Annotated in this window: 14 protein-coding genes; 4 read left to right on the top strand and 10 right to left on the bottom strand. The window is 43.6% G+C overall.

Translation table 11 applies throughout. The features are described from left to right. Window positions 1–31: 31 nt before the first annotated feature. Together hmpA and AUR67_RS16785 are read right to left on the bottom strand one after the other, a co-directional pair. Window positions 32–1,195, bottom strand: a complete 1,164-nt coding sequence (gene hmpA, locus AUR67_RS16790) for an NO-inducible flavohemoprotein (protein ID WP_058586128.1) — start codon at window positions 1,193–1,195, stop codon at window positions 32–34. 20 nt (window positions 1,196–1,215) lie between these two features. Next, complete coding sequence (locus AUR67_RS16785; RefSeq protein WP_058586127.1) at window positions 1,216–2,448, bottom strand: NnrS family protein; 1,233 nt, start codon at window positions 2,446–2,448, stop codon at window positions 1,216–1,218. Window positions 2,449–2,604: 156 nt separating this feature from the next. On the opposite strand from AUR67_RS16785, the gene norR reads away from it, so the two are divergent. After that, on the top strand, window positions 2,605–4,167 hold the full coding sequence (gene norR, locus AUR67_RS16780; RefSeq protein WP_058586126.1) for a nitric oxide reductase transcriptional regulator NorR: 1,563 nt from the start codon (window positions 2,605–2,607) through the stop codon (window positions 4,165–4,167). Here the strand turns inward: norR and AUR67_RS16775 are convergent. Then, window positions 4,164–5,057: a LysR family transcriptional regulator gene (locus AUR67_RS16775; RefSeq protein ID WP_058586125.1), complete on the bottom strand. Its 894-nt coding sequence runs from the start codon at window positions 5,055–5,057 to the stop codon at window positions 4,164–4,166. The two genes, norR and AUR67_RS16775, sit on opposite strands and share 4 nt — an antisense overlap. 115 nt (window positions 5,058–5,172) lie before the next feature. On the opposite strand from AUR67_RS16775, the gene AUR67_RS16770 reads away from it, so the two are divergent. Further along, the gene (locus AUR67_RS16770; RefSeq protein ID WP_054562889.1) at window positions 5,173–5,742 is read left to right on the top strand and encodes an NADPH-dependent FMN reductase; all 570 of its coding nucleotides are present in this window, start codon (window positions 5,173–5,175) and stop codon (window positions 5,740–5,742) included. Between the two features lie 266 nt (window positions 5,743–6,008). Here the strand turns inward: AUR67_RS16770 and AUR67_RS16765 are convergent, their stop codons facing one another. Further along, window positions 6,009–6,455: a TerB family tellurite resistance protein gene (locus AUR67_RS16765; RefSeq protein ID WP_058586124.1), complete on the bottom strand. Its 447-nt coding sequence runs from the start codon at window positions 6,453–6,455 to the stop codon at window positions 6,009–6,011. Window positions 6,456–6,582: 127 nt separating this feature from the next. On the opposite strand from AUR67_RS16765, the gene AUR67_RS16760 reads away from it, so the two are divergent. Continuing rightward, window positions 6,583–6,948 carry a hypothetical protein gene (locus tag AUR67_RS16760; protein ID WP_058586123.1) on the top strand — a complete coding sequence of 122 codons (366 nt, stop codon included), beginning with the start codon at window positions 6,583–6,585 and terminating at the stop codon, window positions 6,946–6,948. 2 nt (window positions 6,949–6,950) lie between these two features. On the opposite strand, the gene AUR67_RS16755 is transcribed toward AUR67_RS16760, so the two are convergent. The 6 genes from AUR67_RS16755 to fabR form a co-directional block, all read right to left on the bottom strand. Continuing rightward, entirely contained in the window at window positions 6,951–7,544 is a 594-nt protein-coding gene (locus tag AUR67_RS16755; protein ID WP_054562892.1) for a hypothetical protein, read from the bottom strand. A gap of 123 nt (window positions 7,545–7,667) precedes the next feature. Beyond that, window positions 7,668–8,267 (bottom strand): 3-isopropylmalate dehydratase small subunit, encoded by a 600-nt coding sequence (gene leuD, locus AUR67_RS16750; RefSeq protein WP_054562894.1) that lies wholly within the window; start codon window positions 8,265–8,267, stop codon window positions 7,668–7,670. Beyond that, complete coding sequence (gene leuC, locus AUR67_RS16745; protein WP_058586122.1) at window positions 8,267–9,667, bottom strand: 3-isopropylmalate dehydratase large subunit; 1,401 nt, start codon at window positions 9,665–9,667, stop codon at window positions 8,267–8,269. Before leuC ends, leuD begins: the two co-directional genes overlap by 1 nt. Before the next feature lie 58 nt (window positions 9,668–9,725). Beyond that, window positions 9,726–10,802 (bottom strand): 3-isopropylmalate dehydrogenase, encoded by a 1,077-nt coding sequence (gene leuB, locus AUR67_RS16740; protein ID WP_054554475.1) that lies wholly within the window; start codon window positions 10,800–10,802, stop codon window positions 9,726–9,728. Continuing rightward, on the bottom strand, window positions 10,799–12,346 hold the full coding sequence (gene leuA, locus AUR67_RS16735) for a 2-isopropylmalate synthase (RefSeq protein WP_054562897.1): 1,548 nt from the start codon (window positions 12,344–12,346) through the stop codon (window positions 10,799–10,801). The genes leuB and leuA overlap by 4 nt, the downstream gene beginning before the upstream one ends. A gap of 357 nt (window positions 12,347–12,703) precedes the next feature. Next, complete coding sequence (gene fabR, locus AUR67_RS16730) at window positions 12,704–13,333, bottom strand: HTH-type transcriptional repressor FabR (RefSeq protein ID WP_054562898.1); 630 nt, start codon at window positions 13,331–13,333, stop codon at window positions 12,704–12,706. Window positions 13,334–13,449: 116 nt separating this feature from the next. On the opposite strand from fabR, the gene AUR67_RS16725 reads away from it, so the two are divergent. Continuing rightward, complete coding sequence (locus tag AUR67_RS16725) at window positions 13,450–14,583, top strand: acyl-CoA desaturase (protein WP_058586121.1); 1,134 nt, start codon at window positions 13,450–13,452, stop codon at window positions 14,581–14,583. Window positions 14,584–14,587 lie beyond the last annotated feature (4 nt).

The following is a 14,587-nucleotide window of genomic DNA, read 5'->3' as shown; positions in this document are numbered from 1 at the left end:
AAAAGGCGCAGCTTCAGCTGCGCCTTTTACATCATAGGCTTTGGTGAGGGCCAAACACCTCATAATGAATGCGTTCACTTGCAACCCCAATACCTAGTAGTTGCTCTTTTATCATTGCCATAAATGCGATTGGGCCACACAGGTAAAAGTCACCTTTACTAATTAGTAAGCTGTCAGCGATGTGGTTTACATCCATTAAGCCCGCAAAATCGCCCCCCTTGCCATCTTTAAACCAGGTAACACAATGTAATGAAGCGTGCGCTTGCTGTTGCTTAAATAAGTACTCTTTAAAGGCAAACTGCGTCTCACTGTCGCAAGCATGCAGGTAATGAATTGGCTGATTAGGTTGATTACTTAATAGTGTTTCGAGCATCGCCATCATCGGGGTTTGACCAACTCCCGCTGAAATCAATACAACAGGCGAGTCAATTTCGCGAAGCACAAAGTCGCCTGCGGGTGGGTAAATTTCTACCTCATCACCCTCAGTTAAGCTATGTAGGTAGTTAGATACTAAGCCTTCTTTTTTCACGCTAATTCGGTAATTACGACCATTACTTTGCTGCGATAAAGAGTATTGCCTCACTTGCGTTAAATCACTGTTTGCAGGCGTTACTTTAATCCCTAAATATTGGCCCGGTAAATACGCCACTACAGGCTTTGTATCGACAGGCGTTAATGTGAAACTACAAATTTGCGATGACTCCATACGTTTTTCTGTAATAGTGAAAGTACGGGTACCAAACCAACCTCCCAGTGCCTTTTTGGTTTTTTGATATAGCGACATCTCCTCATTAATACATACATCAGCTAATAACGAATAGGCTTCACGCCATGCATACTCGACCTCAGGGGTAAATTGTTCTGGCAATAACTCTTTTAAAGTCGCAATCAAATGTCCACCAACAATAGGATAATGCTCTGGCAAAATATGGTAACTGGTGTGTTTATGATTGATGCGCGCCAGCGCACCTTTTAACACTGCCAAGTTATCAATATTTGCCGCGTAGGCAGCTAAGGCATTAAACAGCGCAAATTGCTGAGAGCCCGATTGCTGATGTGTCATATTAAAAATATTTTTAAGCTCCGGGTTGTAGCTAAACATACGATCATAAAAATACTCAGTCACTTGAGGGCCTGCTTGTGCAAGCAAAGGCAAGGTACTTTTAACAATCTGGATCGTTTTTTCAGATAACATAGTTTTTCCTATTGGAGAGATTAACCACGGCGACCATCAACACGACGATTCACTAAGATGGGCGCACAATGAAATAAAAATAAGCTAAAGCCAGCAACCCACAGCAACGCACTTAACTGCCATGCAAGGTGATGACCTAAATAAACGGGAAGTAACGAACGTACAATGGCAGCTATCACAATGAGTACAAATGCCAAACTAATGTACGCAGGGGCTTGTAATGCGCGCCCAGTGTGACCATGAGAGACACGTACCATCATGGCGATGATCATCACACCTATGGTGCCAACAGTGATCAGATGAAGCGCATCTTTGAATAAGATAATAGGGCTGAAATAGCTCAGCGCGATAAGTATTAAACCAACCGATAAAGCCCAATAAGCCACGTGTAATGACCATAGCAAAGGCACTTTTAAAATCCCTTTATGCCACCACAAAACACACCGAGCTGAATGTAAACAAGCAAGCCAAGCAAAAACCCAACCGGTGCTCATTGCGCTAAAAAATAGCTGACTCATAAAAAACCACGCAATGGCGAAAAATGAGCTAAATACGACTAATTTATCGAGCTTGGGGGTTCTAACTTGTTCACTTAGGTTAAGGCCGCGCGAGGTAAAAAATGGCACAACTCGCCCAGCGACAACACCAACTAGCAGTGTCATGATAAGTACAGCGGTATCAACAACCCCCAGTGCCAGCGACATTTTATTAAGTACAACTAAGCTCAAAAAAATCACATTGAGTGCACAGAGCAAAGATGCGATGACAACAAATAAGTAGTTATGGCTGCTTTTCGCCTGTATCAGCATGTCAGCTAAAATAATAATTCCAGCTAGCCACCAAACGAGTTGTAAAGCACTAACAATATAAAGGTTTAGCTGCTCGAACCCCGCAATCTCAATAAAAAAACTAAGCCTTGCAGCAAGCCAAATCATGCTAAGCAAACAAAGCTTAATACCACTTACACTCGCCACACCTGTCCATGTTTGTGCGGCGGTGAGCAAAAAGCCCATGGCAACCACGCCTGCAAAGCCAAACAGCATTTCGTGAGCATGCCAAAGCGTTGCGGGCATTGTTAGGTGCCACTGTGCATAGCCCGCCAAGATTAAAAACCAGTAACTCATAGCAAATACAGCTAAGGCACCTGCCGCCAAGAAAAAAGGCCGAAATGCTAATGCCCATAACGGCCACTGGCTGAGTTGATAAAATTTGATCTTAGTTGGCATAGGTTCAGTTAAATTAATGACTTTCATTAGTGCTCTCAGCGTTTGATTTCCCTAGCTATTGCACACTTCAAGCCAAAAATAAAAACCATTAAATATCAATGCATTAAATTTGGGCACTTGATAAATAAGTCAAAATGACACACCATTAAAAACATCAATAAAACACATTCAGGTCAAATTGACATGATACTCAAAAAATCCCTTCTTGATGTTGCACTTGCACTTACCAAAGCAAGCAGTGTTGATCATAATTTCAGTTATCTATTGAGTTGCATTAATGATTGGCTTGAATGTGATGCAGTTGCCTTATTATTGAAACAAGGCGATGTGTTAAAGCCCGTAGCCCTTCATGGGTTGTCGGACGATACGTTAGGAAGACGCTTTAAAATAGCGGAGCATCCGCGCTTATTTGAAATATGCCGTGGTAGTGAACCGCTAAAATTTGCCAAAGATTGTGGCCTGCCCGACCCTTACGATGGTTTATTACAAAGCCAGCATGGAGACTTTCCTGTTCATGCCTGCATGGGTGTGCCGCTGCTGAGCAGCAAAAACAACAACGAACTACTCGGTGTTTTGACCTTTGATAGTTTAGATGAACATGCCTTTGACGCTTTAGCAATGAACGAGCTCAATCAACTAAAACAGCTAGCCGCAGGTTATGTTGAGCATGCCCTAACCTTGCAGCATTTTAGGCAACATGCACAGCACAACCATCAAGTTGCGCAGCAGCTTAATCTTGAAGCGCTAACACGAGAAGGTGTCGAAATTATTGGTAATAGCCAAGCAATGCTGACCCTTAAAAATGATATTCAGCTGGTGGCTGCCTCAGAATTCAGCGTATTGATACAAGGCGATACAGGCGTCGGTAAAGAACTCGTTGCACGCAATATCCATTTAAACTCAAAACGCCGCGACATGCCGTTGATCCACTTAAACTGCGCATCGTTACCAGAGAGCTTAGCCGAAAGTGAGTTTTTTGGTCACAGTAAAGGCGCATTTACTGGCGCACATACTGCGCGCCAAGGTAAGTTTCAACTCGCCAATGGTGGTACCCTGTTTTTAGATGAAATCGGCGAGCTTCCGCTTGCTATGCAAAGTAAGCTATTGCGCGTATTACAAAGTGGTGAAATACAAACGGTGGGGGAAGATCAAAGCCGTTATGTTGATGTCAGAGTGATTGCAGCTACCAACCGCGATTTAAAACAAGAAGTCGCTGCGGGGCGCTTTCGTGCAGACCTTTATCACCGCTTAAGCGTTTACCCATTGTATGTTGCACCACTAAAAGAGCGCGATAACGATGTTATTTTATTGGCAGGCTTTTTTATTGAGCAAACATCTAAAAAACTGGCAATTAAACAACTTAAGCTTAGTAGCGATACACAGTTACTACTGCGTCAGTATGATTGGCCAGGCAATGTGAGAGAGCTTGAACATGTGATCAGCCGCGCAGCACTCAAAGCCAAGCAGCAGCAATGGCAACAAAGCATTGTCACAATCGAGCCTGAGCATTGTGATATCGCTAAAACGACCGTTGCTGCACCAAGTCCTGTTGCAGTTAACGAACAAAAAGCCACTCGCTTATCGCTGAAAGAGGCTACTGACGCTTTTAGTTATCAATTAATTATGCAACAACTTGAACTACATAACCTAAACTGGGCAGCCACAGCACGCAGCTTAAGTGTTGATAGAGCCAACCTTGTGCGCCTAGCCAAACGGCTAGGCATTAGCGTTAAAAAGTCTGTTTAAGCTTTTAAATCTTTAAAATAGGCTTTTAAAAGCTGACTAAATGCTTGGACTTTGGCTGTGCGATGCACCAAGTGATGCGTTACCAGCCAAAGATCCGTTGGCCAGTTTAGCTCTTTAGGAAGCACTGGCAGCAGATCAGGGTATTGGCTTGCCACTTCATGCTGTAAACCACCAATTCCTAAGCCTCTCACAATCGCCCTTGTAGCTTCTGATGTTTCAGACACCCGTAACTTAATTTGCGAAGGTTCAATATGTTGATCAACCCATGCAAAATAAGGCACTTTACCGTTATAGCCAGCCACCCCAGAAACAAAACTATGCTGTTGCAACTGCTCAATATTCTTTGGCATGCCATACTTTTCAATATAACTTCTAGAGGCATAAAACCCTGACGAAAGTTCAGCTAAATGCTGGGCAATATAGTCGCCTTCATCAGGCCGAGGACCCGCTCGCACAGCAATGTGCGCCTGACCATGATCAAGGCGTAAACGGTTTTGCTCAAGAATAACTTCGAGCTGCACTTGAGGGTGCAGACTTTGAAACTGTTCGCAGACATCACTAAGCACATCAATAAAACCACTAACCGTAGTTAATAATAAACTGCCTCGCAGTTGGCTATCAGCGGCAATAATATCGTTGTGAAGTTTTTCAAGTTCAGCGTTAATCGATTTTGCAGTCGCAAACAACTTAGCGCCTATTTCTGTCACTGTATAGCCTCGGGCATGGCGGTGGAATAACCGCGCATCAAGGTTATCTTCTAAATTATTGATTCTTCTAAGCACTGTGCTGTGGTGAACACCTAACGATTCGGCAGCAGCGGTTAACGTGCCGAGCCTTGCCACCTCATAAGCGACTTTTACATCTTGCCAATCATCAAATTGAATCGCCATAACGGCTCCTTGTGTGCATATACGCACATAAGTTTTGCGTTTATTTGGCTTTTCTGCAAGCTGTTTTTTGCTACAGTGAGTATATCAACAGTGAAGCTTATAAAAGGAAGCCATCATGACAGCACCAAAAATTATTGCCCTAGCAGGCAGCCTACGTAAAGACAGCTTTAATCAAAAACTGATTAATGAAGCTGCACGCTTCGCCCTCGAAAGTGGTGCTGAAGTAGAAGTGATTAAATTAAGTGATTTAGACTTACCATTATTTGATGAAGATATTGAAGCGCAAGGTACACCTGCTGGCGCACAATTATTAAAAGATAAGCTTCGCGCTGCTGATGGCATTTTATTAGCAAGCCCAGAATATAATGGCTCAATTACAGCGCCACTTAAAAACGCAATCGATTGGGCATCTCGTACAGAGCAAGGCGCAGTACCTGCATTTCGTAATAAAGTGACTGCACTTTATGCATCTTCACCGGGTGGTTTAGGTGGTTTACGTGGTTTAAATCACGTGCGTGATATTTTATCAGGTATTGGTAGTTTAGTACTTGCAGATCAACTCGCAGTACCTGCTATCCACACTAAATTAGATGAACAAGGCCGCATCAGCGATGCTGATACAGCCGAGCAAGTTGCCAGCCTTGCCCAGCAACTTGTGAGTGTAGCGAGCAAATTAAATAAGTAATATAAGGGCGTGTTGACCTTTTGATTAATTTTGCAGCAGTGTGTTTGGTATTTAGGCAAGGCAGAGCCTATGTAGTGTGGTTGTTCCACATAAATAGGCGATAACGCAGTCTCAATGCCAAACACGCGCTGCCCTTCGGGTTCTTCCTAGGGACGATTAACTCTTTGTTGCTCGATTTTTACTTAGCCCACTAGGTTACAAATCTCGCGCCGCGATTAATTCGCCCCTAGAGTGAACAAATTTTAATCCACAAAGGTCAACACGCCCTAGCTTAGTTTTGTCGCTGCTAGCTTAGCAGCGATAAAGTCTTCATGAGTTACATACAGCAAGCTTGCGACGCGGCGAATAACCATTTCTTCATGCTTATCTAAATTGCCATCTGCATAGGCTAAACGCCACAACAGCTCGATGATTTCAATACGCTGCTCGGCACTGCACTGGGCATTAACTTGTTTTGAAAACTGAAAGTAATCTATTGCATCATCTAAGCTTTGCGATGCACTTGCAACTAACTCTTGAACCTCTTCTTCGTTGAGCGAGAAATACTTCTTTAAGGTCTCATTCAGGGTCTGTTGCTCATCATCTTGTAACTCATTATCTGCACGCATAACCTCAATTAATAACGCAGCAACGGCGGTTTTTAGGTCATGCTCAGCAATGCTAGATTGGGTATCATTCAGCGCTGAAAACAGCTGTTTTATTTTATTGAGCATCACATTTTCCCTTTTTGGGTGTTAGACTACATGTAAGACGTAACGTTACCTTAGTTTGACTATGGATGCTAACTCAGGTTCAACATCACGATGAAACAAGGTATTAATCACATGGAGTTAAGTGTTTATGAGTGAAGTGAGAAGTACACAAGCACTATTAATCAGCGCCGTTTTAATGTTAGCGGGGTGCAGTAATGCGCAGGCAGCAAAAGACGAAACCGAAAAGCTCTATGACTTTGACGAAAAAGTCCACTACTACCAAACTAAATTGGCCGACGGCCGCTACCACCTCGAAATTCAGTCTGACGACTACAAGCACTTTCGCAATCAAAGCGTATTCTTACTGCGCCATGCAAGTCGCTTATGTAGAGATAAACCTTTTATGCTAAGAGTGACTGATGGGGTGCAGGAGTATGAACGTTTTCCAACTAAACCACGCGCCTATCAGCCACCTTTAACGGTTGTTTTACAGTGTGAAGACGAAGCTAAATAGCACTAGTCTTCATATCCCCACGGCGCGCTTGGCGGCGTGATAGGTTTAGTTAAGTCAAAGTCAACACGAAATTCACGCCCTTCACGCACTAAGCGATACGTAAATTGCTTAGGATAAATATACATTTGCCACGTGTTACCCATTGATTGGGGAATACCTTGGCTCACAAACAACTCTTTTGAGTACTGATCAGCCGGGAACGACTGCGCGTTAGCAAAACCCGCATCAAGAGTATGGCCACCATACATGGTTGATTTATCATCGCTGCCATCTTTATGACGATGGTCATGCTTTAAACTCAAACCACTGCCCGTTTTTGTAATGATCCAAGTACGAGATGCATCATCACCTACATGAAATGGCACCTGTAACTCACGCTCGTTACAACGACGTACATGCATTACTAACTTTTTGCCCGCAAATGAGCTCGGGCCAGCAGCGTTATCAACGCTCACTTTACCTTCGTAAGCTTTACCGCAATGGGCAGCAATATTATCAAAAAAGCCATCATGGCTTGGAATTGACACTAACGGTGCAGGTCGTGCAGCCGCTACTGATGATGCTGCCACGAGCATCGATGCCACTAAGTATTTCATGGTGTGTTCCCTAAATAAAATTTCAGCCTAGGCTAATGCTTTAATGGCCATAAAGAAAACAATTACGATAAATAACAAAAAAACGCGGCCTTGGCCGCGTTTAGGTTCACATGGAAAAACAGGTTATTGCCAAGGGCGTTCTGCTGCTAGTTGCTGCTCAAAGGCATCAATTTGGCTGTTAAGTGTTTCAGTCACACCGATAAAATCCAAGCCACTTAATAAACGCTCTTTAATGTCATGGCGAATATCAAAGTGAATAGTGTCAAACTTATCGCTACGAAGTTGTTGGTTTTCTAAATCAACTTCGATATGAATATCATCATGCTGTTCACTCAGCACAAATAATTGCTCAAGTGTTTCTGCAGGTAATGCGATAGCAAGCATTTGGTTATTGCCGCAGTTATTAAAGAAAATATCAGCAAAGCTTTCTGCTAAGATAACTTCAAAACCATATTGCTTTAATGCCCATGGCGCGTGCTCACGCGATGAACCACAACCAAAATTGTCGCGAGTTAAAAGAATTTGCGCACCTTGGTAACAAGGGCGGTTCAAAATAAACTCAGGGTTTGGCTCGCCGTTATCTAGATAACGCCAATCGTAGAAAAGCGCCGCATCAAAGCCATCACGGCTGGTCGACGTTAAAAACTGCTTTGGAATAATTTGGTCAGTATCAACATTGTTTTTATCTAACGGGGCCATTAAGCCACTAAAAAATACGCTCATTAGGCTTCTCCTCTGATATCAACAAAACGACCATGAATTGCCGCTGCCGCTGCCATTGCTGGGCTCACTAAGTGAGTGCGACCACCGCGACCTTGGCGACCTTCAAAGTTGCGATTTGAGGTCGACGCACAGCGTTTACCGGCTTCTAATCTATCGTCATTCATTGCTAAGCACATTGAACAACCTGGCTCACGCCATTCAAAGCCAGCTGCTTTGAAGATATCTGCAAGGCCTTCGTCTTCGGCTTGTTTTTTAACAAGGCCAGAACCAGGAACAATCAGCGCTTCAACACCCGCTGCAACTTGCTTACCTTCAACAATTTGCGCAGCAGCACGTAAATCTTCAATTCGGCTATTTGTGCATGAGCCAATAAAAACGGTATCAACAGTTGCTGAAGACAATTTATCACCTGCTTTTAAGCCCATATATTTTAGTGCACTACGGATTGCATCAGCTTTGATTAGATCTGGTTCTTGCTCAGGATCAGGAATGAATTCATCTACGCCAATCACTTGCTCAGGGCTGGTGCCCCAAGTAACTTGCGGTTGAATATCAGCAGCTTCCAATTCAACCACATGATCAAACTCTGCGCCTTCGTCAGTTTTTAGTGTTTGCCAGTAAGCAACGGCACTATCAAAGTCTGCACCTTGTGGTGCAAATGGACGACCTTTTAAATAATCATAAGTTGTTTGATCTGGCGCGATTAAACCCGCTTTTGCGCCCATTTCAATACTCATATTACAAAGCGTCATACGCGCTTCCATAGACAGCGCTTCGATCCCTTCACCACAAAATTCAGCAACATAGCCAGTACCACCCGCAGTGCCTAATTTACCGATCACCGCCATGATTAAATCTTTGGCAGTAACAGTTGGGCGCAGGCGACCATTAATTTGAATTTTTAACGACTTGGCTTTTTTCTGCTGTAGCGTTTGAGTGGCTAGTACATGCTCAACTTCTGAAGTACCAATACCGTGTGCTAGTGCACCGAATGCACCATGGGTAGAGGTATGGCTGTCACCACACACTATGGTTGTGCCCGGTAAGGTAATGCCCTGCTCAGGCCCCATTACATGCACAATACCTTGATTAATTGAATTTAAATCATAAAGTTGAATACCAAACTCTTTACAGTTTGCATCCAGTGCCATTAATTGATTTTTCGACACTTCACTCGCAGCATCTAATGAGCGACTTTTTGTTGAAACGTTATGGTCCATGGTCGCAAAGGTTTTTTCTGGGCAACGTACTTTACGGTTTTTCTCACGCAAACCAGCAAAGGCTTGCGGCGATGTAACTTCATGAACTAAGTGACGGTCTATATAAAGTAAATCGGTTTGATCATTTATGCTGGCGACTACATGAGCTTGCCAAATTTTATCGTATAAGGTTTGGGCCACTTGCTATTCCCTCATTTTAGTTACGCTGAGTGACGAGCTCAGCGCAAACAATTTTTAATTAAATACGTGCCACAATTGCCGCAGCAACATCACTAGTGGTGTACCCTGCATTTGGGTAGATATCTGGCGTACCAACACCAGCTTCAACCGCTTCTGCTACCGCTTTTTCAATCGTACGAGCCGCTTCATCTTGACCTAGTGAGTAGCGCAGCATAAGCGCAGCACTTAAAATTTGTGCGATTGGGTTTGCAACCCCTTTACCAGCGATATCAGGTGCTGAGCCACCAGCTGGCTCATACAAACCAAAGCCAGACTGATTTAAACTCGCTGATGGTAATAAGCCCATAGAGCCGGTGATCATCGCGCACTCATCAGACAGAATGTCGCCAAATAAGTTATCGCAAAGTAATACATCAAACTGACTTGGCTGTTTAACTAACTGCATTGCAGCGTTATCAACATAAATGTAGTCAAGGCTTACCTCTGGGTAGTCTTTGCTTACTTCAGAGACCACTTCACGCCAAAGTACGCTGGTCGCTAACACATTCGCTTTATCAACCGAGGTAACATGATTACTACGCAGCTTAGCGGCTTCAAAGGCAAAGCGTGCGATGCGCTCAATTTCCTTACGTGAATATGTTTGGGTATCGAAAGCGGCTTCTTGCTCCCCTTCGCCACTGCGGCCTTTTTCACCGAAATAAATACCGCCTGTTAGCTCGCGAACACATAAGATATCAAAGCCTTGTGCGCTGATATCTGCACGAAGCGGTGACGCAGCGCTTAGTGCTGGTAATAATTGTGCTGGGCGTAAATTACAGAACAAACCAAAATGCTTGCGCAGTGGCAACAGTGAAGCTCGCTCTGGTTGCTCATTCGGTGGTAAGTTTTCCCACTTAGGGCCACCTACTGAGCCAAATAAAATCGCATCGGCATTTTCACAAGCACTAAGAGTGCTTTGCGGCAGTGCCTGACCAAACTCATCAATGGCAGCACCACCAATCGCGTGGTGATGACGAGTCAAAGTAAAACCAAATTTTTCGCTTACAGCATCCAAGACGGTTTCTGCTGCTGCCATAACTTCTGGACCAATCCCGTCGCCTGCTAATACTGCGATACTGTAATTCGATTGACTCATCCTGCTTTCCTCTGTTGTTTTAAATCAGACACTTTTTGTGCACGATAAATTAAGTTATAAACGCGGATCATGGCGCGTACCGACGCTTCAACCACATCCGCTGCAATGCCCGCGCCGTGATATGGGCGACCATCGTATTTAGCGATAATATTCACTTGTCCTAGGGAGCTGGCACCTTGGCCCGTTGCTTCTAGGTTATATTCAATCATTTCGACCGACATACCCGTTAAGCGCTCAATTGCTAAGAATGATGCTTCTACAGGGCCATTACCTGTTGCTGCCTCTTGCTTAGACTCGCCATCAATTGTCATGCCGATTGTTGAGCTCGCCACTGATTGTGAGTTAGACGTAGAGTTAACAAACTCAAGTTGGTACTTCTCGTCTTTATCTTTGATTTGATTAAAGTAAATCATCGCTTCTAAGTCGTAGTCATACACAGTGCCTTTTTGGTCTGCTAATGCTAAGAAGCTGCTGTATAAGCTATCCATATCGTAATCAGATTTTTGATAGCCTAACTCTTCTAAACGATGCTCAATAACATGACGACCTGAACGCGAAGTCATGTTTAATTGGTTATTTGGTACACCAACACTTTCTGGCGACATAATTTCGTAAGTGTTTTGTGCTTTTAATACGCCGTCTTGGTGGATTCCTGAGCTGTGTGCAAAGGCATTTTCACCAACAATTGCTTTGTTTGGTTGCACTGGCATATTACAAATCTTCGCGATTTGGCGCGAAGCACGGTAAATCTCTTCACTGCGAATATCGGTATGAACTTTTAAGTGGTCTTCACGCATCTTCATGATCATCGCCACTTCTTCAAGCGAGCAATTACCTGCGCGCTCACCAATGCCATTAATCGTACATTCGATTTGGCGAGCACCGGCTTGTACTGCAGCGATTGAGTTAGCAACCGCTAAACCTAAATCGTTGTGGCAATGCACGCTTAAACGCGCCTTGTCGATATTTGGCACATTATTCATTAAGTGGTGGATCATCGCGGCGTATTCGTCTGGCGTTACATAGCCTACGGTGTCAGGTAAGTTGATAGTTGATGCACCCGCATCAATAGCACTTTCAACGATGCGGCATAAATCCCAATGCGGTGTACGACCTGCATCTTCACACGAAAACTCAACGTCATCCGTGTAGTTACGCGCAAGTTTAATCGACTTAACAGCCATTGCTGTTGCATCGTCTAAGCTCATACGTAATTTGTGCTCAAGGTGTAATGGACTGGTTGCAATAAATGTATGAATACGGCCCTGCTCTGCTGGGCGAAGTGCTTCACCACATGCTTCAATATCTTTTGCAACAGCACGTGCTAAGCCACAAATAATCGGCCCTTTCACTTCAGTCGCAATGCGCTGTACAGAGCGAAAATCTGCCGGGCTAGATACCGGAAAACCCACTTCCATTACATCCACATTTAAGCGGCTAATGGTATGCGCAAGTTGAATTTTGTCGTCTTCGGTTAGGCTTGCTTTTAATGCTTGCTCACCATCACGTAACGTTGTGTCAAAAATCCAAACCTTATCTTTCATAAACTGTCCTCGTTCCCAATGACCCATTAGCGAGATAAAAAAAACCCCGCGGTTGCGGGGTTTTTTAATGTTCTACAAATGCAAATACACTAAGCCCCGCTCACTGATTTAAGCAGTAAGAGGTTTAGTTTTAATGTAATTGAGTGTGTAATTTGCATCTTAATTTACTAAATGTGTGTTCAGTGGCTGTATTTTTAACATTCAAAAAACGAGCTTGCAAGCATAATTTTTCCACAAAATCGATTTTTAAATCACCTTGCTGAAATTAAAAATCCACAAAAATGCATTTTTAAGGTTAATTAACCCTCATTGAGTGTGTTGAACGTTTAAAGTTTCGGAAGGTAAAGCCTCTATTGCTTAGATTAACTTTTGCGATTGGTTACTATCACGCACATATAAAGTGGCACCGCGAGCAATGTAACGTAATTGCCAGATCAAACGCTCAACCAGCTCTTCGCGTTGTGTCCCTTCAATATCGAGGGCTTCAGCACCGGCATTAAATACTAAAGTCACCATGGCTTCGGCTTGAATGTATGCATGAGTTGGGTCGCACGGTGTTTCGCTTTCAAGGTAATGCGCAAGCTCTAAAATGAAGTGTTTAATTTCACGAGCAACCGCAGCACGAAATGCTTTTGAAGTTCCTGAGCGCTCACGCAATAACAATCTAAATTGGTTGCTCGAGTTATCGATAAACTCCATAAAGGTAACGATTGATGTCGTGATCACACTACCACCGCTCTCAATACGGCGACGCGCTTGGCGCATAAGCTGGCGAAGTGTTAAACCGGCTTCATCAACCATGGTCAAACCGAGCTCATTCATGTCTTTAAAGTGGCGGTAAAAAGAGGTGGGTGCAATCCCTGCTTCACGGGCAACTTCACGCAAGCTTAAATTAGAAAAACTATGATCGGCACTCAATTGATTGAATGCAGCCTCGATTAGTGCTTGTCGTGTTTTTTGTTTCTGTTGCGCTCTAACACCCGACATGGAAACTCCCAGCGTGAATTTTTAATGATTTTTCGGTTAATGAGCTAGTCTAATACTTGACGCGGAGAGAATGAAACACTATTTTAGCGTACAACTGTACGCCGAGATTTATTCAGATGAAAAAACCACCGATTATTTGGACCAATGTGCTATTTTTTAGCCTTACATTTTTGGCCGCGATCACCCTTGTTCCTTGGTATGGCTTTAGCTACGGATACACCAGTACACAGTGGATAGCCTTTGTTGGCTGTATGTTCTACGCCGGACTCTCTATTACTGCAGGGTATCACCGTTTATGGGCACACAAAGCCTATGATGTGCACCCTGTTATTGAAGTTATTTTTGCCTTAGGTGGTGCTTTTGCATTACAAAATAGTGCTTTGCACTGGAGTAGCGATCACCGTATTCACCATGGTCAAGTTGATGATCCAATCAAAGACCCTTACGCCGCTACTAATGGCTTTTGGTATAGCCACATCGGTTGGATGCTGCGCGATTATCAAGGCGAGCAATACGGTAACTACAGTAACTGCCGTGACTTACAAAAAAACAAAGTCGTTATGTGGCAACACCGTCACTATATGAAGTTAGTCGTCGCGACTAATTTTGGTATTCCTTTACTACTTGGTTTAATGCTTGGCGATGTATGGGGCATGTTATTACTGGTTGGTTTACTGCGCTTAGTATTGAGCCAACATTTTACCTTTTTTATCAACTCGCTGGCGCATATCTGGGGCTCACGTCCATACACAGAAAAAAACACCGCCCGTGATAATGGTTTTTTAGCGCTATTCACATACGGTGAAGGCTATCATAACTTCCATCACATTTTTGCTAGCGACTATCGCAATGGCATTAAGTGGTATCACTATGATCCAACTAAGTGGATGATCCGCTCTCTAGCGGCAATCGGTCTTGCTTCAAAATTAAAGCGCACACCGATTGAGCGAATCGAAAAAGCCAAAGCAGAAACCTTGATGAATAAGACTCAAGGTCGACTTGCAAAATTGCCTTTAGCGCAAGATAAGCTTACATTATTACAATCTGAGTACGATTTACTGCTGAAAAAACTGCAACACTTCTGTGCCTTGCAAAAACGCGTGTTAGAAATCAAACGTAATAAAATGATGAAACAGTGTGAAAAATCAGCATTAATGACACAATATCACGAGCTTGAAGCCGCTTGGGAAAACCAAAAGCAGGCTTGGCTTGCACTAAATGCGAGGTTGTTAAAAGCCTCTTTTAGTTAACATA

This window comes from Pseudoalteromonas sp. XI10 (assembly GCF_001469895.1).
In the GTDB taxonomy this organism is placed as follows: domain Bacteria; phylum Pseudomonadota; class Gammaproteobacteria; order Enterobacterales; family Alteromonadaceae; genus Pseudoalteromonas.
The sequence above is the reverse complement of the archived record's forward strand: the minus strand, read 5'-3'. Positions and strand labels throughout refer to the sequence as shown.

What these genes read in the sequence shown, in the direction of transcription:
- AUR67_RS16775 (WP_058586125.1), bottom strand. Translation starts at nt 5,057, where the DNA reads ATGGCGATTCAATTTGATGATTGGCAAGATGTAAAAGTCGCTTATGAG.
- AUR67_RS16785 (WP_058586127.1), bottom strand. Translation starts at nt 2,448, where the DNA reads ATGAAAGTCATTAATTTAACTGAACCTATGCCAACTAAGATCAAATTT.
- AUR67_RS16760 (WP_058586123.1), top strand. Translation starts at nt 6,583, where the DNA reads ATGAGTGAAGTGAGAAGTACACAAGCACTATTAATCAGCGCCGTTTTA.
- AUR67_RS16765 (WP_058586124.1), bottom strand. Translation starts at nt 6,455, where the DNA reads ATGCTCAATAAAATAAAACAGCTGTTTTCAGCGCTGAATGATACCCAA.
- hmpA (WP_058586128.1), bottom strand. Translation starts at nt 1,195, where the DNA reads ATGTTATCTGAAAAAACGATCCAGATTGTTAAAAGTACCTTGCCTTTG.
- leuB (WP_054554475.1), bottom strand. Translation starts at nt 10,802, where the DNA reads ATGAGTCAATCGAATTACAGTATCGCAGTATTAGCAGGCGACGGGATT.
- leuD (WP_054562894.1), bottom strand. Translation starts at nt 8,267, where the DNA reads ATGAGCGTATTTTTTAGTGGCTTAATGGCCCCGTTAGATAAAAACAAT.
- leuA (WP_054562897.1), bottom strand. Translation starts at nt 12,346, where the DNA reads ATGAAAGATAAGGTTTGGATTTTTGACACAACGTTACGTGATGGTGAG.
- norR (WP_058586126.1), top strand. Translation starts at nt 2,605, where the DNA reads ATGATACTCAAAAAATCCCTTCTTGATGTTGCACTTGCACTTACCAAA.
- fabR (WP_054562898.1), bottom strand. Translation starts at nt 13,333, where the DNA reads ATGTCGGGTGTTAGAGCGCAACAGAAACAAAAAACACGACAAGCACTA.
- AUR67_RS16755 (WP_054562892.1), bottom strand. Translation starts at nt 7,544, where the DNA reads ATGAAATACTTAGTGGCATCGATGCTCGTGGCAGCATCATCAGTAGCG.
- AUR67_RS16770 (WP_054562889.1), top strand. Translation starts at nt 5,173, where the DNA reads ATGACAGCACCAAAAATTATTGCCCTAGCAGGCAGCCTACGTAAAGAC.
- AUR67_RS16725 (WP_058586121.1), top strand. Translation starts at nt 13,450, where the DNA reads ATGAAAAAACCACCGATTATTTGGACCAATGTGCTATTTTTTAGCCTT.